General features: G+C 66.4%; 28 protein-coding genes. 19 read left to right on the top strand and 9 right to left on the bottom strand.

Translation table 11 applies throughout. The features are described 5' to 3' along the window. The first annotated feature begins 35 nt into the window (after positions 1–35). Positions 36–647 (top strand): TetR/AcrR family transcriptional regulator, encoded by a 612-nt coding sequence (locus QUE68_RS28710; RefSeq protein WP_284234526.1) that lies wholly within the window; start codon positions 36–38, stop codon positions 645–647. A 19-nt stretch (positions 648–666) separates the two neighbouring features. Here QUE68_RS28710 and QUE68_RS28705 read toward each other — a convergent pair whose 3' ends face one another. Beyond that, positions 667–1251 carry an NADPH-dependent FMN reductase gene (locus QUE68_RS28705; protein ID WP_284234525.1) on the bottom strand — a complete coding sequence of 195 codons (585 nt, stop codon included), beginning with the start codon at positions 1249–1251 and terminating at the stop codon, positions 667–669. Between the two features lie 280 nt (positions 1252–1531). On the opposite strand from QUE68_RS28705, the gene QUE68_RS28700 reads away from it, so the two are divergent. After that, positions 1532–1966 (top strand): pyridoxamine 5'-phosphate oxidase family protein, encoded by a 435-nt coding sequence (locus tag QUE68_RS28700; protein ID WP_284230360.1) that lies wholly within the window; start codon positions 1532–1534, stop codon positions 1964–1966. Between the two features lie 17 nt (positions 1967–1983). Here QUE68_RS28700 and QUE68_RS28695 read toward each other — a convergent pair whose 3' ends face one another. Beyond that, on the bottom strand, positions 1984–3402 hold the full coding sequence (locus tag QUE68_RS28695) for a phenylacetate--CoA ligase family protein (RefSeq protein WP_454786447.1): 1419 nt from the start codon (positions 3400–3402) through the stop codon (positions 1984–1986). Positions 3403–3680: 278 nt separating this feature from the next. Between QUE68_RS28695 and QUE68_RS28690 the strand changes: the two genes are divergently transcribed. The 4 genes from QUE68_RS28690 (at position 3681) to QUE68_RS28675 (ending at position 6103) form a co-directional block, all read left to right on the top strand. Then, positions 3681–4589, top strand: a complete 909-nt coding sequence (locus QUE68_RS28690; protein WP_284234524.1) for a hypothetical protein — start codon at positions 3681–3683, stop codon at positions 4587–4589. After that, positions 4586–5008, top strand: coding sequence for a phage holin family protein (locus QUE68_RS28685; RefSeq protein ID WP_284234523.1), 423 nt, complete (start codon positions 4586–4588; stop codon positions 5006–5008). The genes QUE68_RS28690 and QUE68_RS28685 overlap by 4 nt, the downstream gene beginning before the upstream one ends. After that, positions 5005–5604: a DUF3618 domain-containing protein gene (locus QUE68_RS28680; RefSeq protein WP_284234522.1), complete on the top strand. Its 600-nt coding sequence runs from the start codon at positions 5005–5007 to the stop codon at positions 5602–5604. Before QUE68_RS28685 ends, QUE68_RS28680 begins: the two co-directional genes overlap by 4 nt. 196 nt (positions 5605–5800) lie before the next feature. Further along, the gene (locus tag QUE68_RS28675) at positions 5801–6103 is read left to right on the top strand and encodes a hypothetical protein (protein WP_286274873.1); all 303 of its coding nucleotides are present in this window, start codon (positions 5801–5803) and stop codon (positions 6101–6103) included. A gap of 298 nt (positions 6104–6401) precedes the next feature. Here the strand turns inward: QUE68_RS28675 and QUE68_RS28670 are convergent, their stop codons facing one another. The 4 genes from QUE68_RS28670 to QUE68_RS28655 form a co-directional block, all read right to left on the bottom strand. Continuing rightward, on the bottom strand, positions 6402–6746 hold the full coding sequence (locus tag QUE68_RS28670) for a hypothetical protein (protein WP_286274872.1): 345 nt from the start codon (positions 6744–6746) through the stop codon (positions 6402–6404). Beyond that, entirely contained in the window at positions 6746–7426 is a 681-nt protein-coding gene (locus QUE68_RS28665) for a hypothetical protein (RefSeq protein ID WP_286274871.1), read from the bottom strand. The genes QUE68_RS28670 and QUE68_RS28665 overlap by 1 nt, the downstream gene beginning before the upstream one ends. A 251-nt stretch (positions 7427–7677) precedes the next feature. After that, positions 7678–8439, bottom strand: coding sequence for a DUF1906 domain-containing protein (locus QUE68_RS28660; RefSeq protein ID WP_284234742.1), 762 nt, complete (start codon positions 8437–8439; stop codon positions 7678–7680). 152 nt (positions 8440–8591) lie between these two features. Next, positions 8592–9521, bottom strand: coding sequence for a serine hydrolase family protein (locus tag QUE68_RS28655; RefSeq protein ID WP_286274870.1), 930 nt, complete (start codon positions 9519–9521; stop codon positions 8592–8594). 711 nt (positions 9522–10232) lie between these two features. Here QUE68_RS28655 and QUE68_RS28650 point away from each other — a divergent pair. Beyond that, complete coding sequence (locus QUE68_RS28650) at positions 10233–11996, top strand: MOSC and FAD-binding oxidoreductase domain-containing protein (RefSeq protein WP_286274869.1); 1764 nt, start codon at positions 10233–10235, stop codon at positions 11994–11996. 44 nt (positions 11997–12040) lie between these two features. Here QUE68_RS28650 and QUE68_RS28645 read toward each other — a convergent pair whose 3' ends face one another. Beyond that, on the bottom strand, positions 12041–12502 hold the full coding sequence (locus QUE68_RS28645; protein ID WP_286274868.1) for a hypothetical protein: 462 nt from the start codon (positions 12500–12502) through the stop codon (positions 12041–12043). Next, positions 12499–13074, bottom strand: coding sequence for an RNA polymerase sigma factor (locus QUE68_RS28640; protein WP_286274867.1), 576 nt, complete (start codon positions 13072–13074; stop codon positions 12499–12501). Before QUE68_RS28640 ends, QUE68_RS28645 begins: the two co-directional genes overlap by 4 nt. 192 nt (positions 13075–13266) lie before the next feature. Between QUE68_RS28640 and QUE68_RS28635 the strand changes: the two genes are divergently transcribed. The 7 genes from QUE68_RS28635 to QUE68_RS28605 all read left to right on the top strand — a co-directional run bounded on the left by QUE68_RS28635 (position 13267) and on the right by QUE68_RS28605 (position 16401). Next, positions 13267–13743, top strand: coding sequence for an Asp23/Gls24 family envelope stress response protein (locus tag QUE68_RS28635; RefSeq protein ID WP_284230340.1), 477 nt, complete (start codon positions 13267–13269; stop codon positions 13741–13743). A 35-nt stretch (positions 13744–13778) separates the two neighbouring features. Then, positions 13779–14102, top strand: coding sequence for an Asp23/Gls24 family envelope stress response protein (locus tag QUE68_RS28630; protein ID WP_286274866.1), 324 nt, complete (start codon positions 13779–13781; stop codon positions 14100–14102). Positions 14103–14239: 137 nt separating this feature from the next. Beyond that, entirely contained in the window at positions 14240–14419 is a 180-nt protein-coding gene (locus QUE68_RS28625; RefSeq protein ID WP_284230336.1) for a hypothetical protein, read from the top strand. Then, positions 14412–14822 carry an Asp23/Gls24 family envelope stress response protein gene (locus tag QUE68_RS28620; RefSeq protein ID WP_284230334.1) on the top strand — a complete coding sequence of 137 codons (411 nt, stop codon included), beginning with the start codon at positions 14412–14414 and terminating at the stop codon, positions 14820–14822. The genes QUE68_RS28625 and QUE68_RS28620 overlap by 8 nt, the downstream gene beginning before the upstream one ends. After that, positions 14819–15421 carry a DUF6286 domain-containing protein gene (locus QUE68_RS28615; protein ID WP_286274865.1) on the top strand — a complete coding sequence of 201 codons (603 nt, stop codon included), beginning with the start codon at positions 14819–14821 and terminating at the stop codon, positions 15419–15421. Before QUE68_RS28620 ends, QUE68_RS28615 begins: the two co-directional genes overlap by 4 nt. After that, positions 15422–15988, top strand: a complete 567-nt coding sequence (locus QUE68_RS28610) for an alkaline shock response membrane anchor protein AmaP (protein WP_284230330.1) — start codon at positions 15422–15424, stop codon at positions 15986–15988. Positions 15989–16059: 71 nt separating this feature from the next. Then, entirely contained in the window at positions 16060–16401 is a 342-nt protein-coding gene (locus tag QUE68_RS28605; RefSeq protein WP_284234520.1) for a hypothetical protein, read from the top strand. A 52-nt stretch (positions 16402–16453) separates the two neighbouring features. On the opposite strand, the gene QUE68_RS28600 is transcribed toward QUE68_RS28605, so the two are convergent. After that, positions 16454–16615, bottom strand: coding sequence for a hypothetical protein (locus tag QUE68_RS28600; protein WP_284234518.1), 162 nt, complete (start codon positions 16613–16615; stop codon positions 16454–16456). A 320-nt stretch (positions 16616–16935) separates the two neighbouring features. On the opposite strand from QUE68_RS28600, the gene QUE68_RS28595 reads away from it, so the two are divergent. The 5 genes from QUE68_RS28595 (at position 16936) to QUE68_RS28575 (ending at position 21671) form a co-directional block, all read left to right on the top strand. Further along, positions 16936–17811, top strand: a complete 876-nt coding sequence (locus QUE68_RS28595; protein ID WP_284230326.1) for a universal stress protein — start codon at positions 16936–16938, stop codon at positions 17809–17811. A gap of 177 nt (positions 17812–17988) precedes the next feature. Then, complete coding sequence (locus QUE68_RS28590; protein WP_284230324.1) at positions 17989–18999, top strand: substrate-binding domain-containing protein; 1011 nt, start codon at positions 17989–17991, stop codon at positions 18997–18999. Then, positions 18996–19991, top strand: a complete 996-nt coding sequence (locus tag QUE68_RS28585) for an ABC transporter permease (RefSeq protein WP_284230323.1) — start codon at positions 18996–18998, stop codon at positions 19989–19991. The genes QUE68_RS28590 and QUE68_RS28585 overlap by 4 nt, the downstream gene beginning before the upstream one ends. After that, positions 19988–20782, top strand: coding sequence for an ATP-binding cassette domain-containing protein (locus QUE68_RS28580; protein ID WP_284230322.1), 795 nt, complete (start codon positions 19988–19990; stop codon positions 20780–20782). Before QUE68_RS28585 ends, QUE68_RS28580 begins: the two co-directional genes overlap by 4 nt. Next, positions 20760–21671, top strand: a complete 912-nt coding sequence (locus QUE68_RS28575) for a PfkB family carbohydrate kinase (RefSeq protein WP_284234516.1) — start codon at positions 20760–20762, stop codon at positions 21669–21671. Before QUE68_RS28580 ends, QUE68_RS28575 begins: the two co-directional genes overlap by 23 nt. Positions 21672–21673: the final 2 nt, after the last annotated feature.

The following is a 21673-nucleotide window of genomic DNA, read 5'->3' as shown; positions in this document are numbered from 1 at the left end:
CAGATATTCCGTTCGACGACCAAAGGGGTTCGCTGGTGCGTGCCGATGCCCAACGCAATCGGACTGCTGTGCTGGACGCCGCCGAGGCGGTGTACGCCGAACAAGGGGTGGAGGTATCGCTGAACGAGATCGCCCGGCGCGCCGAGATTGGGAATGCGACGGTGTACCGGCATTTTCCAACTCGAGAGGTGTTGCTTGCCGAGGTCTACACGGGCCACCTCGAGCGCTACTGCGAGCTCGCCGAAGACGCCGCCTGCGCAGCCGATCCGGTGATCGCGTTGCGGGATTGCGTCACCGCCACCTGCGCGCTGCAGGCCACGAACCGAGGACTGGCCGATCTGTTGGCATCGCTACGACCGTTGTCGCCGCACGTCGAAGAACTCCGAGCTCGCCACCACCTCGCCATCGCCACGGTGTTCAAGCGCGCGGTACGCAGCGGCAAGGTGCGCGCTGACGCAACCCCCGTCGACATGGCGGCGCTCTTGATTGCCAACGCGGGTCTCATCCACCGCACCGCCGATCACGCTCCGCGGTCCAGCGCCCGACTGGTCGCGCTGTGGTTGGCCGGTCTGATCTTCCACGAGATCTCCGTCGAAGTGCCGCCGGCTCCCAGCGACCCCCAGATTCGCCGAGCGCTGCACAACTGAGCTGGCCTGTGCTTGAGAGTCAAACCGAGGACACGGGGCCCCGCGCCCGGCGCAACGTGCCCGCCCACCAGATCAACTCCTCCACCAGCGCGTCGAGCTTCGGTGCCAATGAAGTGAAGAGTTCGCCATCAAAGGTGGACGCCGTCATCGCGGGCACCAGCACGTCGGGCAGGATGTGCACCGCCGGGCGAATGGGCACCATCCCGAATTCGATTGCAATGGTTCGTAATTGCTCCACTGCGCGCGCACCGCCGACGTTTCCCCAGCCCACGAATGCGATCGGCTTACGGTCCCATTCAGCGAACAGATGGTCGGCTGCGTTCTTGAACACACCGGTGTATCCGTGGTTGTACTCGCTGGTCAGCACGATGTACGCATCGGCCTCGTCGATCCGACGGCCGAACTCAGCGACCGCCGGCGTTGCGTACTGACGCGGGGCATACATCGGTGACCCGCCGTCGAAGCTGGGTAGGTCGTGGTCGCGCATATCGATGACGTCCACGTCCAGGCCCTCGCGGCGTAGTCGCTCCGTCACCCACGCGGCCGGTCGGTCGGCGAAGCGCTCTTGGCGGGTACTGGTGATGATCACGGCGATCCTGGTCATGACGTCTCCTAACTAGCGGGGGAGGCCCTTTCGCGGCCATAGGCATAAACGGGGACACATCCCCACATATTCCTGGTGTCGCCGCGTCCGACGCTCCCCAGCGATCCACGCCGCAGAAGCAAAGAAGTACACGGCGCCGCGCGGCCAGGTGTGACTTTGTGCCCCGCCCTCGGTGACCCATGCCCCGAGACGCTGGAGAGGCACGTGACTTACTGTCGTGAACGTAGGCTCTCGGCGTTACTGGTGGGCCGCGGATCCCCACGGACCGATTGGACCCACGATGACCGCTTTCGAAGTCAATCCAGTGAGCGAGCTCGACGATCGGGACAGCTGGAACCTACTGGCCAGCAACACATTGGGCCGACTGGCCACCAGTGTCCAAGGCCGGCCGGATATCTTCCCGGTCAATTTCGTCGTCCAGCAACACACGATTCTGCTGCGCACCGCCGAAGGCACGAAACTGTCGAACGCGATCACCAATGCCGAGGTCGCCTTCGAAGTCGATGACCACGGTGTCGACGAGGGCTGGAGTGTCGTCGTCAAGGGGCGGGCCTATGTGCTGGGCAGCGCAGAACTCGCCGAAGCTGAACGTGCGAAGGTGCTGTCGTGGATCACGACGACGAAGAATCGCTTCATCCGCATCGTGCCCAACGAGATCACCGGGCGCAGGTTCCGGTTCGGGGACGGGGTGGAGCAGCGCAGCGACCGCCCGTGACGCCGACTCTGACCCCGTCAGCGAACCGGTAGTGGCACGAAGCGCTTGAGCTTGCCGCTGGCCTGGTTGCGACCCAGGGTTTCAACGGTGCGTATGCGAATCGTCGGGTGGGCAACGCCGAAGCGCTGCATCGCCGCGACCAACGCCGAAGCCAGCGAGTGCATTTCGCCGTCGGCGACCACCAGTACCTCCGCACCGTCCGCGGTCTGAAGCACCTGATACTCGGCGATGCGTCGGTCCGTTCCGAGTACGTGCCGAAAGGCGCTGGCGGGCACCGTGTGTGAGCCGTAGACGAAGTCGTCGTCGCGGCGACCGCTGATGTCGGCCACCCGGGCGAACGCGCTGCCGCACGGACATGGTTCGGACATCATCGCGATGTCATCGCCGAGGTCGTACCGGATGAAGGGGAACGTACGGTTCGACAAGCCCGTGGCCAGGGTGTGTACCGCAGGTTCGTCGGGCCCCACGGGTGCTCCCGTGGCGTCGACCCGTTCGAGGATCACTTCGTCCTCGCAGATGTGCAGGCCCGCACCTTTGCCGCAGCCGACGGCCTGAACGCCGAGTTCCGTTGAGCCCCAAAGATTGTGCAAGGGAGCTCGCCAAGCATCGACGATCGCGTCTCGGTCCTCCGGTAGCAACGGCTCCGAGTTGGTGCTCACCCGCTCGGGACGGATGTGGAGATCGCCCGTCAACGATGCGCGGGCCAGTCGGCCAATGACGCTCGCGTAGCCCACGAGGTGAGTCGGAGCGTACTTCTCGACGGCCGCGAGTACCTCTTCGAACGGAGCCCCGGCTTCGATGACGGCGGTGTCCATACCTGCGGCGGTGGGCACGTCGAACAACGGTGTGCTGGCGTGCGGCGGGACACCGGCGGTGAGGACCGCGAGCCGCGAGATCGGTCCGGGCCCGCGGCGTCGCTCCTCGCGGGCCTGCACGCGCCACGCGAGGCACGCCGAGGAGATGAAGAATTGCCAATCCCAGACGTACACCCCGCGCACTCCGCTGGAGCCACCCGAACTGAACATCTGCTGATCGTGACGCGTGTACGAGAACCACGTTTGTTCACTCAGCACCCGTTCAGCGGCTGCGCGATCGAGGTCGGCTGCGGTCACGATCGCATCCCACTGGCCCTGCGCCTCCGCCTTGGTCAGCATCGGGAGGGACGCCAGGTCGGCTGGCGTGGCCGCGTCGATGTCAAGGCCCCGCAGTCGATCGGAGTAGAACGGAGAACGCTCGCGGGCGTAGGCAAGTAGCGAACGCAGCCCATGGTCGCGGTGCCGGCGAATTTTCTCCGCCGACCAGTCGAGGCGGCCGACGTGATCGTCGAGTGCGGCCTGCACCGCACCGAGGTGAGCGGCGCGGAGGCGTTCGTATGCCGACCGTCGCATGGCGGTTCCCTTCACCCTGCGAGTCTGACCCGAAATTCGTGAGCGCATCGGCGGTTGGAGTCATATCGCCGCCCTGACCCGAGCTGAAGCCTTGGCCGTCGTCATCAGCAGTTGGACGGCGTGCGGAGCGCGGTCGAGTTCTCGAGGGCACTTGACCAGCACGCCACGTTCTGCGAGCAGTGCAGCACGCGAGAGGTTTAGCGCGACCCACGGTTTGATTCCGGTGTTTCTCGTTTCCCGTCAATTTTCGCGGGTAGAGCGACCTACAGGCCAACGATCACCGGCCGGCGGCCTCGGATCCGTAGTCCGAACACGAAGGGAAGCCCATGACTCACGCGAACGATCCCCTGCTCGGCAGTGGGGCCTATCCGGCGCCATACCCGGCGGGCGAACCCAACGGCCTCGACCGTGACTTTGGTGCACAACGTCCGCAGTATCCGCAGCGTCCCCAGCAGCAGCAGCCCACCGCCGATGTCGCCAAGGATCAAGCCGCCGAGGTAGCAGGTACGGCACGCGACGCTGGCAAGCACGTCGCCGGGGTTGCCGGCGAGCAGGCCAGCCAGGTGGCTTCCGAAGCCACGCAGCAGGTCAAGCATCTCGTGCACCAAACGCGAGGCGAACTCACCGAGCAGGCGGCGACTCAACAGCAACGGGTGGCAAGTGGATTGCGTTCGCTCAGCAAGGAACTGAGCACGATGGCGCAAGGTTCGGAGCAATCCGGCATGGCAACCGACCTCGTTCATCAAGCCAGTCAGCGCACCGACGCGGTGGCGTCGTGGTTGGAGCAGCGCGAACCCGGGCACGTCGTCGACGAGGTCACCCGCTTCGCACGGCAACGCCCTGGAACGTTCCTGGCGCTTGCGGCCGGTGCTGGCCTCCTCGTCGGCCGCCTCGGACGCGGTCTGAAAGCGGCGAGTGACGACAGCAACGACGGAGCGGTGTCCCGCGCACCGATCGCCGACACCCGCGCAACCGGGTACGCGCCGCCGCCGTCGCCATCGGCTCCGACCTATCCGCCGACGCCCGGCTACGGGCCCAGCGGGGGATACGACCCGGCTTCCGGCTACACGCCCCCACCTCCCGCGCCCAACTACCCGCCTGCCACGCCCAACTACCCACCGCCGGCACCTAATTACCCGCCGCCGCCGCCGGGATACGAACGACCACTGGGCTATTCGTCCGAGCCGGCGCCCGGCCATCCGCAGGGATATAGCGGACGGGACCTGAATCCGTGAGTGCCCAGTACAGCGGTCCAGATCATGCCGCTGCGCCCGCGCCGTCGCTGGGTGAACTCGTAGGCGAGGTCAGCAGCGACCTCTCCGAGTTGATGCGTCAGGAGTTGGCGCTCGCCAAGGCGGAAGCAACGCAGACAGCCAGCCGTGCGGGGAAGGGCGTCGGCATGCTCGCCGGTGCCGCCGTGGCCGGTTTCTTCGTGCTCATGTTCCTATCGGTGGCCGGCTGGTGGGCGCTCGGCAATGCCATCGGGCGTTCTTGGTCGGCGTTGGTGGTGATGCTCGTCTGGGCGATCATCGCCGTGGTGCTGGCCCTCATGGGACGTTCCGCCTTGACCGCAGTCAAGGGACTGCCCCGCACGACCGACACCATCAAACGTATTCCTGATGCGCTCACCCCACGACCCGAGGAGACCCGATGACCAGCAGCAACGACCCCGATCAGATCCGCGCCGAGATCGAGCGGACCCGCAGCCGTCTCAGCACCAACGTCGACACCCTGGCCTACGAGGCGAAGCCGAGCACGATGGCCAAACGCCAGGTCGGCAAGGTCAGCGGTGCGGTCGGCGGGATACGGGAACGCGTGATGGGCTCGGCTCACGACAGCACGTCGTCCATCAGTGACTCTGCCCAGTCGGCGATGTCGTCGGCGACGGATGCTGCGCAGTCCGCACCCTCCGCGGTACGCAGGCAGGCCCAGGGCAACCCGCTTGCGGCCGGTCTGATCGCCTTCGGCGCTGGCCTCGTGGTCGCAGCGATGATCCCGGCGAGCGAGACGGAGCAACAGGTCGCGGTGGCGGTCAAGGAGAAGGCTCAGCCGCTGCAGCAGGAAGTCACCGACGTTGCCAAGGAGGCGGCGCAGCACCTGAAGGAGCCCGCGCAGCAGGCCGCTCAGTCGGTGAAGGACACTGCGACTGAGGCGGCCAGCACCGTCAAGGACGAGGGCACTTCCGCCGCCCAGGACGTGCAGGGTCGTGCGCAGGACGCGAAAGACACTGTGCGAGAACGACAAGGCTGACATCGACACCAGCGCCGAGTGGCCACCGATGTGACGGCTGACGCGTCAAAGCGTGCCGTACGTGGCCACTCGGCGTCGGTCGGCTCGACCCGGCTGACTGTGCGCCGGAACATGCAGCTCGGCGGTGATCATCGCGGCGCGCTGGCCCTGTTTGGCGACGTGTAACGAATCCGCCGTTGCCGCACACCACGTAAGCATGAGCAAGGATTCTCGACATGATCCGATCGATCACTACCGCACGACCCAGCCACATGCGGGCGTAGCCTTCCGAAGCCGCGTGGCACTGCCCGCCTTTGGTCTCTTGGCCGTCGCAGTTACCGTGCTCGTTTCGGCACTGGCATCTGCCGGGTACATGCAGCCGCGCTGGGCAGGCGCGTTGGTCGTCGGTGCGCTGGTGATCGGTGGGGCCGCGACCGTACTGATGGTGGCCGAGCGCCGCCGGGTTCACCGCAATGAGGCATCGTGGCTGGTCGAGCACTCAGACGATGCTTCCAGCTGATACCGACGCCGACGGCCACACGCGCGAAATATGGGCGTGCCCCTTCCGATTGGCTAGGGCGACGTTGACGCACACCAAATCGCCTCGCTCGTAGGCAGTTACGAGCACCGATGCGGCATGGTGCTGAATGCGGGGTACTCCCTGCCAGCTGCCGTTCACCACACGTACCTAGGCCACGCCGTCGGTACCGCCCCGCTACACGATGACCGACAGAATGTGCACCACACCTGGCGGCATGCAATTGGCTCAAGCATGCGTTCGCCCACATGTAAAGGCATACCTCAGCGAGTACCACGCACTACTTTGCGTTGGCACAACTGATGCTGACATAGATGGTCGACAACGTCAGCATGCTGGCCGTGGGGCCGTTGGGATTGTTGATATCGGTGACCTTGCATTCGGAGAGTGGCACGTTCGGAGTCCCACTCGAGTAATTGATACGGACATCGAATCCAGCTGTCTGCAAGTCCCTGATCGTCGCATCGGCTGGCTCCGAACCCGCCTGGGGAATTATGGGGTCCGCCTCCGCGAAGGCGAGCGGCGCTGCGGCCAGCACAGTGATCGCAAGCAGGAGAGCACGAATGGGGGCTTTGATGGACTTGGTGGCGTTCGCACCCAAGCGGCAGCGCATGGCTGAGGTCATCAGAGGGACATGTCGCCTGTAACTGCCACCGCGCGGAACCGCTGACCGCCCATCTCACCCTCCATGGTGTCGGTGTTCAGCGAAGGTGCTTGGCTGGCCGAGCGGTCGAGTCGCATCTGACGCACGCTGTCCTTGAAGGCGTCTTCGTTCGCCATGATGGCGTCGGTAACCCGGTGGTCGCCGGGAGCACTGTTGTCCATGACGCCGACGACCGAACGGTCGGGGCGAACGACATAGGTGGCGCGGGAGGTGCCCATGGCGGCCGTGTAGATGCCTGCTGGCGCCCCGACCCGCACGGCGGTCAGTTTCGCCGGCACCGAGTTAGCCTCGTTCATCGTGACCTCGCCAGCGATGTTCGTGCCGTCGAACGACGCTTTGAGTACGTCGCCGTAGATCGACATCAAGTGCATGCCATCGTCTTCGTACGTGCCCAGAAAGTACGCGTCTTCGTTGGTGCCGTTGGTCGCGTACGCGACGACGTCGTCGTCCCGCATCGTGATGGCTACTGTCATCGTCTCACTCCCGGGCCCTCCGGGCAGATCGGCGATGTAGGTCGCCGAGGCCGGCATGGTCGCCGGCGATGCGCCGGCAGGTGTTCCACCGGTGGCGCCAACGCCGAGGGCTAGGAACCCGGCTGCGGCGCAGGCCGTCACGAATCCGCGGTTGCGTGTCATCATCATGCTGCACTTCCTTCTATTCATTCGGGCCGTCAGGGTGACGGCGCCGCGTGAGCTATAGGGAGGTGTCGACAACGGTGGTTGGGGTTACGCGAAAAGTCTTACGCAATCGTGACCGACTATTTTGCACGGTCAATCCTGTCGGGCCTCGGAGGTGGCCACGCGCTACTGCTTCAGCGTTCTGCAGCGGCGCGTTGGCGGGCAGGGCTTCTCGCATCTCGGGGCCCCACGGTCCAGCTCGGGTGGCTACACCCTCACGGATGCAGGTTCCACTGGCCGCAATCTTGGGCTAGTACGTCGCTGACGTCCACTTCGAGCCCGCCAACGACCGGGCCTGGATTCGACGCGGTGCTCACCACGCGCTGGTAGAGAACGGCGGCGGGGTAGATCTGCCCGCGCGACCACGACCGCGTCTGCCACGCCCAGACGTGACCGGGTGAGCGTGAACGTCCGATCACTCCGTCGGCGGCAGCCCACTGGCACGCATTGATACCGCCGTAGATGCCGGTGCGCTGCACGCCGATCATCGAGTTGATCCCGCGAAACCATTGGAGCACCACGTTATTCCAGGTATCCCGGTTGACGTCGTCGTCGACGCTGAAGAAGATCGGCGCGCTCTGCCCGCCACCTGCGGCGGTATGCAACTGCCAGGCGGTACGAGCGTCGGCCACGCCCCCGGCGTACCCGCGGGTGAAGTCCGACGGCGCAGTCCCACCCGGCTTCCCGTATTGGTAGTTGCTGACGATGACCAGCCCGGCGGCGGTCAGTGACTGCGCGTAGGGCAGGGTGATCGGCTTGGCGCCGAATGACGATCCGGGCCGTGACGTCGAGACGTAGTTGATGACCCCCGAGTGTCCTGCCGCCCGGATGTCCCGCGCCGCAACCTGACGCATGGCGAAGTCGATCAACGTGGGGGCGGCGGCCGACGCCGCCGGCGCGCCAGCACCCGCTGCGGCACCCAGCCCGGCCAGCGCCGACGTCGCGGCGGCGTAGCGCAGTGCGTCGCGCCGGGACATCGGGCGCGACGACTGCAGGTCCGTGGTTCCCGGCGAGTCCAGCACCGGGCGACGTTAACAACGTGGATGCCGCTCATCGTGGAACCTGGACTGGCCGTATCCGGTTCGCGGTCTAGGTGACGCGAAATCGAAATACTCGCGGCACGGCCGCCTTAGATCTTGCCGCCAGGGAACATGGTCTTCACGGCCTGAGTCATGGTGTCGCGGGCGTCGGCGGCGTCATCGGGTTCCAGGGAGCTGATCGCCATCACGTAGCGGCGTTCGGGTCCGATCGCGCCGGTCGACACGTGCAACTGGTTCGCGCCGCTCCAGCAGCAGAACCAGCCCTGCTTGACCGCGACCGGCTCGGCGAAGAGCCCCTCGGGAATTCCGAACCGCTGCGGATACCCGTCGCTTCCCGTCGGCGTGGATTGCGCGAGGTTGCTCATGATGACGACGGCCTGCTCGGGGGGCAGCCCGCCGGTGCCGTCCAACAGCATGTCGTAGTACCGGACGAGATCGCCTGCGGTGCTTTGCGTGACGTCCCAATGCCCGTTGTAGGGCGCGGTCGTGCCCGCCAAGCCATACCGCGCCTTGACGCGGGAGATGACGGCGTTCCCGCCGCTGCGGTCCCAGAACATCTGGGCCGCGCTGTCATCGGAGGAGCGAAGCATGACGTCGAGTGACTTGCGTTCGGCCGCGGATAGTGTCGTCTGCCCCGTCGACTGCTGCAGCAGCAGGTCGTCGGCGATGAACAGCTTCACCACCGACGCGATCGGGAAGGGTTTGGTGACCCCATTGGAGACGATCTGGCCGGTGTCGCGGTCCATCACCACCGTCTCGATGGTGGCCCCGGACGCGGCCGCATCGGCGGTAGCCTGACGAACCCGCGCTTCGAGCCCGTCGAATGGCGCGGCGGCCTGGTCGGGCGGGGCTGCGGGCAGCACGGGAAGCGTGGCCGGCGGGGTCACGACCGTGGCCGGCGGCGTGTCGTCGGCGGCCGGCGGCGTACCCCAGACCCGTGCTTCACATCCATTGACCAGCAGCGCGACGCACATGGCCGCCATTCCCGCCGTCGCCCATTTGGGCAGCCGCTGACGCATACATCTCCTCGGAGCAGATCCTGATCCAGGGGAGCGGAGTCGAGGCTGCACCCACCGGTGATCTAAGCCTAATCGGCTCGGCCGCACGAGGCACATGACCGTGATCAGTCCGTCGGTGATCACCGCGGTATCGAAGCCCGACATCCGTTCTCCCCGCCAGCATTGCGCTCGGGATCATGTGCCCCGCCCAGCTTTGGCAGCTCCTCGGCGGTGGGCTAGCGCGCACCGGCAGCATTCGAAGTTGCACCGACCACCCTTGGACTCCTCGTTTCGCACCGCCTCCCACTCAGCTTGCGGCATAAGGATCTTGATCGTCTCAACATTGTCGAGCGCATAGAAGGAATCGAGTGCGTGTTGCTCCAGAGTGGTCATCGTGCATCTCCCATCGAGGCCTACCGCCGGCATGCTGCGCGTCGACGAGTCTGACGCGAGTACTGCAGTACTCGTCTTGAGGGATCGCCTTGCGGGATGATGAGCACGACTGAGCGAGGATGCGTGGATCCGAAGCGATTATTCCGCCGGCGAGGCAGACGGGTAGCTCTCCCCTGCAGCGCGGATCAACCTGGCCGGGCTCGCGTTGGGCCAAGTTTGGCCGGAAACCGACCCGCTGCGCCGTGAACTCGCCGCGCTGCGCACCGACAACACCCAGCTACGCGAGAAGCTCGACCGCGGAGAGTAGCCCGTCGACCACCCCGAAGAGAGGAGACCGCAATGGCGACACTGACGTCGGTGAACGTCGGCATGCCGAGGAATGTCGAGTGGAAGCAACGGACCGTCTACACCGGCGCGTGGAAACAACCGGTGACCGGTCCCCGAATGGTGCGTCGGCTCAACGTCGACGGCGACGGCCAAGGTGACCTCGGCGGCCACGGTGGAGAGAACCGCGCCGTCCTGATCTACCAACTCGACTCCTACCGGCACTGGGCGCAGGTATTCGACCGCGACGACCTGGCACCCGGGCTGCTGGGGGAGAACCTCACCGTCGACGGCCTGTCCGACGACGAGGTGTGCATTGGAGACCGGTATCGGATTGGGCAGGCCGTCTTCGAGGTCACCCAGCCACGCGTCACCTGTTACCGCGCCGGCATGCGCATCGGCGAGCCGCGGATGGCGGCACTGCTCGTCTCCCATCGGCGTCCCGGTTTCTACTGCCGGGTCATCACCGAAGGGGAAGTGGAAGCTGGCCAAGACATCGTCAAGGTCGGCTCCGGACCCGAGGGGGTGTCGGTCGCCGAGGTCGACGCCCTGCTCTACCTGCCCGGCCATCCCCGCGAGGCCCTGCAACGCGCGCTGCGCGTGCCGGCCCTGAGCCCCGGCTGGCAAGCGTCCCTGCGGAGTCTGGCGGAGCAGAACGAGAACTCGTCGGGGGCGACGGGCAATGTCGGCCTGACGGCCGCCGCGACTAGTCCACCGCCGGCGTGGACCCGGTTTCGCCCGCTGCGGGTCAGCGCTGTCCACGACGAAAGTCACCATGTGCGCTCAGTTTCGCTGACCGCCCCCGACGGCACGCCCCTACCGAAATGGTCACCCGGCCAGTCGATCACACTCCGGCTTCTCCCCGACCCGAACGGCGCACCGCTGATCCGCAACTACTCGCTGTCGAATGAGCCGGGGTCCGCGGATTACCGGATCAGCGTCAAACGGGAACCGCGAGGTTTGGCGAGCGGATACCTCCACGGTCACGTCCACCCCGGTGATCTGCTCGACGTCGCCGCACCACGCGGCACCTTCTTCCTGAGCGATGCGGATGCGCCGGTCATCCTGCTCTCCGCAGGTGTGGGAGCCACCCCGGTGCTCTCGATGCTGCATTGGCTGGTGGCGACGCGCTCAGAACGTCCGCTCTGGTGGTTGCACGGCGCCCGAAATGGGGAGGAGCACCCGTTTGCGGAAGAATGCCGTGATCTCCTGAACCAGTTGCCCAACAGTCATTCTCACGTCTTCTACAGCCGTCCCACGTCGACGGACCGACGCGGTTTCGACTTCACCGAGCAGGGTCGGCTGTCGCTCGAAGCGATTGCCGGACTGGGCCTTCCACGCGACGCGGACGCCTATCTTTGCGGACCGTCGGCTTTCATGACCGAACTGAGCTCCGGCCTCGCGACCTACGGACTGGATCCCTCCCGTGTGCACACCGAAATCTTCGGCGCCGCAGCCGCCCTCACCCCCGGAATCGCTGCGACGTCCGTTCCGCCGCACCCACCCGTGGGACCGCCAGGATCCGGGCCGGAGATTCAGTTCGCGCGCAGCGGACTGTCGGCACCCTGGGGACCGCCAAGCACCAGCCTGCTCGAGTTCGCCGAGACGTGCGACGTTCCGACCCGGTGGTCCTGCCGCGTCGGGGTGTGTCACAACTGCGAGACCGCGCTGTTGTCGGGGACGGTCCACTACGACCCAGAACCCTTGGAACGGCCCGCCGAGGGAAACATCCTGATCTGTTGTTCACAACCCTCCGAGACCGTCGTACTCGACCTGTGACGGACGCTCGCGCTCGGCTCACACCGGGCCCGGCCGTTCAATGACTAGATCTCCAGGGGGTCGACCGCGACGACGTCGGTGATGGTGACGTCGACGGGCCGACGGTCGTTGGCGGAGGCCCCGAGCAGTTCGTCGATGGTGTCGACCGTGGTGGCGCGGATGCGGTCGCCCAGTTTGAGCAATTCAGTGCCGTAGCTGCCGGTGACCTCGATGTGGACGGCACGGATGGCGTCGTCGGGGATGTCGAAGTCGATGGCGGTGGGCACGCACAGGTATCGCCGTCTCAGAGCGACCACCAAGGCGCTGCGCACCACGTGCTCGCTGATGTAGGTGTGGCCCGGAGTCGCGTCCCCGGGGGGGACTTGAGCACGCAATGGGCGACCGCCGTGGCGGGGCGTCGCTCGTACGGCGGCGATGACGCGGTCGGCGATGGCGTCCCATCCGGGTTCCGGCTGGTGTCGCATGAAGTCAGTGGCCTGCGACAGGAGATCTCGGGTTTCGGTCATCTCCACCTCTCCAGTCGGTGCCTCAGCGTTGCCGTGGCGCGGAAGTGATGTCCGCGGGCGCCGTCCGGACTCAGACCGAGTGCGTCGCCGATTTGCGGGAAACTCATCTCGTTGATTTCGCGCAACACCCATGATGCCCGTTGCCGCGGCGGAAGTTCGGCCAACGCCGCTTCGAGCGCGGCGAGAAAGGCCGTGGTTGACGCGGAGGCGAACGGATCCGAGGCGATGTCGGTCGCCGGATACGCTTCAAGGAGTTGGTCGTCGAGGGGTTGAGCCCGTTTGACGCGGTAGGTGTCTACGACTTTGCGGGCGCAGATGGCGGTAAGCCACGTCCGCAACGCGGATCCGCCGCGGTACGCGTCGAGTTGGCGCCAAGCTGCGACGAACGTGTCTTGGACGACGTCGGCGACGTCGTTCTCGTTGGCGAGCATTCGACGGGCGTAACCGAACAACGAAGGACCGTGTCGGTGTACCAGGACTTCGAACGCCGCCCGGTCACCGAGTGCCGCTGCGCTCGCAAGGTAGCCATCACCCGCAGTCCGTAGGTCGAGCACCTCCGGCCGGTATGTCACCACGTGCTCCTCAATCGACCCTCCGCCCCAAGCTGAAGTACCCGAACGTGGCGGGCGCAATCGGGATCACCGCGCCAATTGACGGAGCCGCCAAGTATGTGACATAGGTCACGCTCGGTCGGACATGCGGATCGACGCCCGAACACCGACTAACAGAGGTAAGCAATCGCAGACTGAAGGAGTCGTAAACACATGACAAGCACGCAACCATCGACGGCCACCGCCGTGGCAGCCACTTCGAAGGACGTCGACTCGCGCAACCAGTCCACGCTGGAGAGTTCGCAGGGAAAGACCACGATCGCCGACACCGTCGTCTCCAAGATCGCCGGCATCGCGGCACGGGAAGTCCACGGTGTCTTCAGCCTCGGCGGCGGCGCCTCCCGCGTCGTCGGCGCGCTGCGCGAGCGCATCCCCGGCGCGAGTACGAACCACGCGCAGGGAGTATCGGTCGAGGTGGGCGAGACGCAGACTGCAGTGGACATCGACATCGTCGCGCAGTACGGCGTGTCGATAACCGATTTGGCGAACGGGTTGCGTCGCAATGTCATTGCCGCGATCGAACGCATGACTGGTTTGCAGGTGACCGAGGTCAACGTCACCGTGCACGACGTCCACCTCGACGATGAGGACGACGACGCGGACGAGCCAGCACCCGCGCGGGTGCAGTGACGCGGATCGAGTCCGTTGATGGCGAGGGGCAGCAGATGACTGAGTTGGCGGACGTCGTGGCCGCAGCGGTAGCCGGTGTTCCCGGGGTCGCTGGGCTGCACGCGGGCATGTTCGGCGAAGTCGGCACCTACCTTCCCGGTCGCCGCGTCCCAGGCGTCCGGATCGCCGACGGCACCACCGAGGTGCACGTGACGTTGTCGTTCGGTTCACCGGTCTCGGAGACCGCCGCCCGAATCCGCGACGTGGTCGGTCCCCTGGTGGGCGGCAGCGTGGACGTGACCGTCGAGGACGTCGTCGAGACGAGTACCGCCCAGCCCGATGTCGCCACACCCGATCTGACGGGCACGACGGGGTCGTGACACCTCGGTGGTGGACCGTGCGCCGCCAACTTCATCAAGTGCAGTCGCCGCGACATCTGCTCTGAAAACGTTCTTGCCCCTTGGTATTTAGCTCACGTACGACGGACATCCCGTCGGACATTCGTTTGGAGGTTTCGATGACCACATCAACAATGGGTTTGATTGCTGGACTGCTGCTTGGTGTCGCGGCCGCGGCCGGCGGTTTCACCGGCTTCCTCGTTGCGCTGCTGCTCGGCGCCGCCGGGTACCTGATCGGCGGACAACGCGATGGGGAGTTCGATCTGGCCGCCCTGCTTCGGGGACGCAACCGTGGTTGACCCCGCGCTCCACCCAGCTGCGTCACGTCCCACCTCCCCAGGTGGGGGAGGCGACGATGGTGGTGACCGCGGGGGTCTGGTCATCCGCGACAAGGTCGCCCAACGCGTCGCCGAGAAAGCCGCCCGCGACACCGCAGGCGTGCAATCTCACGCCGCCGGCCTCGACAAACTGACCGGTCGTGAACTGCCGCGCGCGAAGGTGTACCTGTCCGTGACCCGGGTGCGGGCTCACCTCGACATCGCGGTCGCCTGGCCACATCCGCTTCCCGAAGTCGGCGCCGCGGTGCAACGAAACGTCACCGATGCCCTCACCAACGCCATTGGACTCGTGGTCGACGGTGTGGACGTGGCCATCGAGGCCGTCGTCGGCCCCACCCCGGACGCCACCAGGACTCTGCTGTGACGACACCCTCGGAGACCGCCTCCGCCACGGATCGGCGCCCCGCCCGACTGCCGGCAGCTGGACGGGCACCGGTGGCCGCCCCATCCGCCGGGTACGTCGGCACCGTCATCGCCCTGGTTCTGCTCGGCGCTGGGATCGTTGCCCTACGCGACACCGCCGTGCTTGCGGGATGGCTCGACGGCCAGCCGTTCACCACCACAGCCATCGAGGGGATCGACGGTCTCACCGTCTCCTGGTGGACCAGCCCCGTCGGCATCCTCGCGATTCTCATCGGAGCGTGGTGGGTGTACGCCGCGCTGCGACCCCGCCGCCGAACTGCAATACCCGTGGCCGCGGATACCAGCGTCTGGATCTCGCCCGCCGATCTTGCCCGGATTGCCTCCGCCGCAGCGCAATCCGTGCCCGGCGTCCTCGACGCCCGTTCGTCGGCGGGTCTCCGCAAGATCGTCGTCACTGCCCAGACCACGTCTGATGAAGACGTCAGCAAGGATGGCAAGCAGATCAAGAAGGCCATCGCCGAGGCCGTCGGCGACACCGTCAATGACTTCCTGGCCACCCCGCTGAAGGTCTCGGTGCGCACCCGGACAGGAGGTCGTTAGATGACTCGCACGGCCAGTACCGTCGACCGCTTGGCTGCCCTGCTGCTCGGGGTGCTCCTGATCGTGCTGGGGCTGGGGCTATTGGTGTGGAATACCGACTGGGTTCCGCGCATCCCTCAGGCGATTACCGCGCCCGGGTTCGTCACTGCCGCCGGCACCGCTTGGTGGCCCTGGGCCCTCGGCGTCGGTGGGATCCTGCTCATCCTGATCGCCCTCCGGTGGCTGCTCAGCCACACGCCGAAGGCCAAGGTCAAGGACCTTCGGCTAGCGAGCGGCGAGAACGGCACGATCACGGCCGATCTCGGCGCGGTCGCCGACGCCGCCGCACGCGCCCTCGAAGAAGATCCCAACATCGACTCGGCCAAGGGCAAAGCGGTCATCGACCGCGGCACCCGCACCATCGACCTCGTCGTAAATGCTTCCTCACCAATGACTCTCACCGACCTGAGGACACCGATCGACCTGGTGGGACGCCAAATCGCCGACGTCTTGGGTGATGTCGCGGTGGCGACACGCACCACGGTCCACGTCGACAAACGTCCGCGGCGTGGGCACCGCGTCGAGTAGCACGAAGCCGCTCGCGCAGCAGCCCCACGCTTGGTGATCGCCAAGCGACCGCAATCGAGAGGACCGAATACATGGCCACCAAGACCACCCCACGAGTCGGCAAGAGCGCAGGCAGCACCAAGCAGCCTGTCCGGCGCGCCAGCCGTCCGACCGCCGCGAAGGGCGCCAAGGTGACCTCTGGCAAACGATTGGGGCCCACCCCTGCCGCTGCTGACGTGGCTGCCGCACAGAAGATTCTGCGGACCGTCGAACGCAAGGAGAACGCGCTTCGCAAAGCGCTGAAGGGGCAAAAGAATACGCTGGACCAGCTGAAGAAGACTGCGGCCACCCATCGCGGCACGGTCAAATCGCTGAAGACCGACCTCCGCAAGGTACGCAAGACCCGTAAGGCCATGAGCTCGAAACTGACCTGACATACCGCGTGGGTGACGACGCGGTCGTGCACTGCGTAGCGGAGGCCGAGGGTCAGCGGTGGGCGGTGGTGTCGACGTGGGGCACCGACACGCTAGAGCTCATCTCGTTGATCCACTGGTTGTGTCCGTAGTCGGCGTTGGCGGGGGAGGCCAGACCGAGCACGGCGGCGGCGAATCCACTGGCGATGATTCCGGCGAGTCCGAGATTCTTCATGATGGTGTCTCCTTGCTTCGGGTTGATCGTTCAACTGTGGCGTTGTGTCGGCGAAAGACCCGTGCGTTACACGACGCGGGGAAGTAGCGGCGCGGCACGACGCGGCGGCTCTCGCCGCGTCACTGCGAATAGAATGAGTGTCGATGCGCACCAGGCGATTTCGGGGTTCCCAAGCAATGTGGCCCACCCGCGGGCAGCGGTGACATCAATCTTCGTTGTGTGCATGGACCGGTAGTGCACCTGGTCCGGCCGGGCGTTACGGTCCGGCGGCCGCGGCGGTAACCCGTCGCGTGCACCGATCCCAGCGATAGTGTCAGGCGGTGAACACCTTCGTTGACAATGGGCAGCCGGTCGTGGTGGGAGTCGACGGCTCCGACAGTGCGCTGGCGGCCGCGCTCTGGGCCGCCGAGTTCGTCGCGAAGAGCTCCTCGCCGCTGGTGTTGCTGCACGCGGTGGCCAGGCTGGACTGGCACTTCCTCGGCGAGGCGCAGGCGCCTGCGATCGACGGAAACGACACGGCTGACTCCGTTCTCGGTGCCGCCAAGGCGGCGGTGCTCAAAGCGCATCCGGATCTCGACGTCCGCTGCGAGACGATCAAGGAGTCCGTTGCCAGCGCTCTGCAGGACGCATCCGAAGGCGCCCGGCTGCTCGTGGTGGGAACCGGCGCGGACGGCGGGGCCCTGGGGAGCCACGTCGTGCGCATCACCCACCGGGCGCTGTGCCCGGTGCTCGTCTGGCGCACCCCGGTGGCGCATCGCACCGGCAAACCGCTGCCCATCGTCGTCGGCATCGACGAATCGGAGGATTCTCTGCGGGCGCTGACGGTCGCCTTCGATACCGCGCACGTTCTGCACGCGCCCCTCACGGTGGTCCACATGTGGGAGATAGGCGCTGCGGTAGGGCTGGGCTACAGCCAGGGCTTGATGGACTGGAAGCTGCTCGATCTGCTGCAGACCCAGCAGCGTCAACGCATGGACGAACTCGTCGCTCCTCTTGCCAAGAAGCACCCGAACACACACGTGGGCAAAATCTTTCGCGACATCGGCCCGGCGAAGGGTCTCACTGAGCTGTCTGGGGATGCACAGCTGGTCGTGGTGGGCAGCCACGGCAGAGGCAGGATTGCGGCGGCGACCCTGGGGTCGGTCAGTCAGAACGTGATCCACCACGCCCAGTGCCCCGTCCTGGTGGTGCGCTAGCGAGGACGCCGGGTGCGCAAGCGTGCAGCCCCCCGTTCTCGAGGCGTACGCACTCCGCCCCAGCACCAGGACGGCGACGCGAATTCATTTCGCGAAAGCGCATGCGCAAGCGCTTGCATTCCCCATAGGCTCGAGCCGAGACGTGATCGGCGTCACCTCGAGGACAAGGGAGTCCACATGCTCGGAAAGCGCAACAGAGGCACTGCCGCCATCGGCGCGGCACTCATGGCCGGCTCGCTGGTGCTCGGCCTGACCGGCTGCGGCGGCTCGGACTCGGACGGAGTCAAGGTCGGCCTGATCACCAAGACCGACTCGAACCCCTACTTCGTGAAGTTGCGTGAGGCGGCCCAGGCGCAGGCCGACAAGGACGGCGCCGAGCTGGTCGCGTTGGCGGGTGCGTTCGACGGCGACAACGAGGGCCAGGTCGCGGCCATCGAGAACATGGTCGGGCAAGGCGTGAAGGGCATCCTGATCACCCCGAACTCCTCGACCGGAGTGCTCGACGCGATCAAGAAGGCGCGCGACGCCGGCGTCATCGTGATCGCTCTGGACACCGCGACCGACCCCGAGGACGCCGTCGACGCCACCTTCGCCACCGACAACAAGGCCGCGGGCGTCAGTCAGGGCAAGTGGGTGAGGGCTGCGCTCGGCAACACACCGCCCCAGGTCGTGATGCTGGACGGAACCCCGGGCGGAACCGTCGACACCTTCCGGCACGACGGATTCCTCGAGGGCTTCGGCATCACGAACGAATCGCCGGAGATCGTCGGCCAGGAGAACACCAACGGCGACCAGACCAAGGCGCAGACCGCCATGGAGAACATCCTCCAGCGCGCCCCCGGCATCAACGCGCTCTACACCATCAACGAGCCCGCAGCCGCCGGTGCCTACCAGGCGATCCAGTCCGCCAACCGCGCCGGCCAGATCACCATCGGGTCGATCGACGGAAGCTGCACGGGCATCGCGGACGTGAAGGCCGGCAAGTTCGGCGCCACGGTGCTGCAGTTCCCGGCGAAGATGGCCGAGCTCGGCGTGCAGGCCGTGGTCGCATTCGCCAAGGACGGAACCAAGCCCAGCGGATTCAACGACACCGGCTCGCAGCTCGTCACCGACAAGCCCGTTGCCGGACTCGAGTCCAAGGACACCGCCTGGGGCGAACAGAACTGCTGGGGCAAAGCCGGGTCATGACCACTGGCGCTCCCGCGACGGCGACACCGTCGGTATCGAGCCGGTTCAACGCACGCAACCTCCTGCGTGAACCGCTCCTCGGTCCGCTGGCGGCGCTCGTCATCGCGATCATCATCTTCAGCGCGGTCTCGGACTCGTTCCTCAACCCGCAGAACGTGTCCCTGATCCTGCAACAGTCGGTGGTCGTCGGCATTCTCGCCGTCGGCCAGACGCTGATCATCCTCACCTCGGGCATCGACCTGTCGATCGGCGCGGTCGCCGTCTTCGGCACCATCGTGATGGCGCAGAGTGCGGGCGCCAACGGGCCCGTCGTGGCGCTGGGGTCGACGCTCCTGGTCTGCGTGGTATTCGGTGCGATCAACGGCGGGCTCGTCACGTCCCTGCGACTGCCACCGTTCATCGTCACGCTGGGAACGTTTACCGCGATCCAGGCGGCCACCCGCCTGCTCGCGGGCTCGGAGACCTACCGCGTCGAGCCGGGGCCGCTCACGTTCCTGGGCACGTCCTTCCGCATCGGTTCGTTCTCGACGACGTTCGGCGTGGTCGCGATGCTCCTGGTCTATCTGGTGATGTGGTATGCGTTGTCCCAAACCTCATGGGGCAAGCACATTTACGCCGTCGGCGGCAACCCCCAGGCGTCCGACCTATCGGGTATCAAGTCCGGGCGGGTGCTGTTCTCCGTCTACCTCACCACGGGTGTGATCGCCGCCATCGCCGCGTGGGCGGCACTCGGTCGCATCCCGAACGCCGACCCCAACGCCTATCAGAACGCCAACCTCGAGACGATCACCGCGGTGGTCATCGGCGGAACCAGTCTGTTCGGTGGGCGCGGCGGCGTCGGCGGAACACTGGTGGGCACATTGATCGTCGGCGTTCTCCGCAACGGCCTCACCCAGGCCGGCGTCGACAGCCTCTACCAGAACATCGCGACCGGAATCCTCGTCATCGTCGCGGTGGCCGTGGATCAGTTCACCCGCAGGAGATCACGATGACGACTGACACGACCGGCGCACCCGTTCTCGAAGCTCGCGGACTCGTCAAGAAGTACGGCAACGTGACGGCGATCAACGGCGCCGACTTCGAACTCCGCGAGGGCGAGGTGCTTGCGGTCATCGGTGACAACGGTGCCGGAAAGTCCAGTCTGATCAAGGCCTTGGCCGGCGCGGTGATTCCCGATTCGGGCGAGATCCTGATGAGTGGAAAGCCCATGTCGTTCAGGAACACCCGAGACGCCAGAGCGGCGGGAATCGAAACGGTGTACCAGGACCTCGCGGTGGTACCGGCTCTCGACATCGCCTCGAACTTGTACCTGGGACGCGAAGTGCGACGAAAGGGAATCGCGGGCAGCCTCTTCCGCCGACTCGACATGCCGAGAATGCGCCAGGAGGCGTCGCAGCACCTCGCGGATCTCAAGATCGGCATCAAGTCCGTGAACCAGGCCGTGGAGACGTTGTCCGGTGGTCAGCGTCAGGGTGTCGCGGTGGCGCGGGCCGCCGCGTTCGGCCGCGGCGTGATCATCATGGACGAGCCGACCGCGGCTCTCGGTGTTCGGGAGTCGGGACAGGTCATCGACTTGATCCGATCGATCCGCGACCGCGGCATCCCCGTGGTGCTCATCAGCCACGACATGCCGCACGTCTTCGAGGTGGCCGACCGGATCCACATCCACCGGCTCGGCCAACGCGCCGGAGTCGTCGATCCCAAGACGCGCTCGATGTCCGAGGTGGTCGCGCTCATGACCGGTGCAGAGGAGCCGAGCGATGAGGAACGCGCCGGCCTCTGAGAAGGCTCCGGTCGGGGTCTTCGTCGGGCTGGCGACCCTCGACGTGATCCACCGCATCGCGAAAGCGCCAGCGGTGAACCAGAAGATCACGTCGAGCGCTCAGTTCGTCGCCGCGGGTGGACCCGCGGCGAATGCTGCAGTCACCTTCGCGGCGCTGGGCGGCGCCGCGATCCTGGTAACCGCCCTCGGCGACGACCCGGTCGCCGAACTGATCCGCGCCGACCTCGCGGCGTACGGCGTCACGGTCGTCGATGCGGCGACGGGAACCACGCGGGCGGTGCCCGTCTCCGCCGTGTCGGTCGTCGAATCGACCGGTGACCGGTCGGTCGTCTCACTCGACGCCGTGAACTCCGACGCGACGCCACCCGATGCGCTCGGCGACCTCGTGGCGAAGGCGGACGTCGTACTCGTCGACGGGCACCACCCCCTGATGGCCCGGGCCGCCGTCGAGCATGGGGCAGCCAGGGGCGTCACTCTCGTCGTCGACGCCGGCCGATGGAAGCCAGTGATGATCCACATCGTCCCGCACGTGACGGACATGGTGTGCTCCAGCGACTTCCGGATGCCGGGCACCGACACGCCGGAGTCAACGGCCGCGTCGCTGGTCCGCAGTGGGGTCCGCACCGTCGTCACCACGCACGGCGGGGAGCCCATCGACTGGTGGTCGGACGGCGACTCCGGCTCCGTGCCGGTGCCACCGGTGGAGGTGGTGGACACACTGGGTGCGGGCGATGCCTTCCACGGCGCGTACTCGTACTTCTCGACTCGGGGCGACGGCGGGATCGGCGCGCGCGTCGAGCGCTCGGCCCGCGTGGCGGCACTCCGGTGTTCGGTGGTCGGGCCGCGGGCGTGGCTCAGCGCGCTTCCCCTCGACGAGACTCGAAAGTGAGA

Source organism: Mycolicibacterium sp. TUM20985 (assembly GCF_030295745.1).
In the GTDB taxonomy this organism is placed as follows: domain Bacteria; phylum Actinomycetota; class Actinomycetes; order Mycobacteriales; family Mycobacteriaceae; genus Mycobacterium.
The sequence above is the reverse complement of the archived record's forward strand: the minus strand, read 5'-3'. Positions and strand labels throughout refer to the sequence as shown.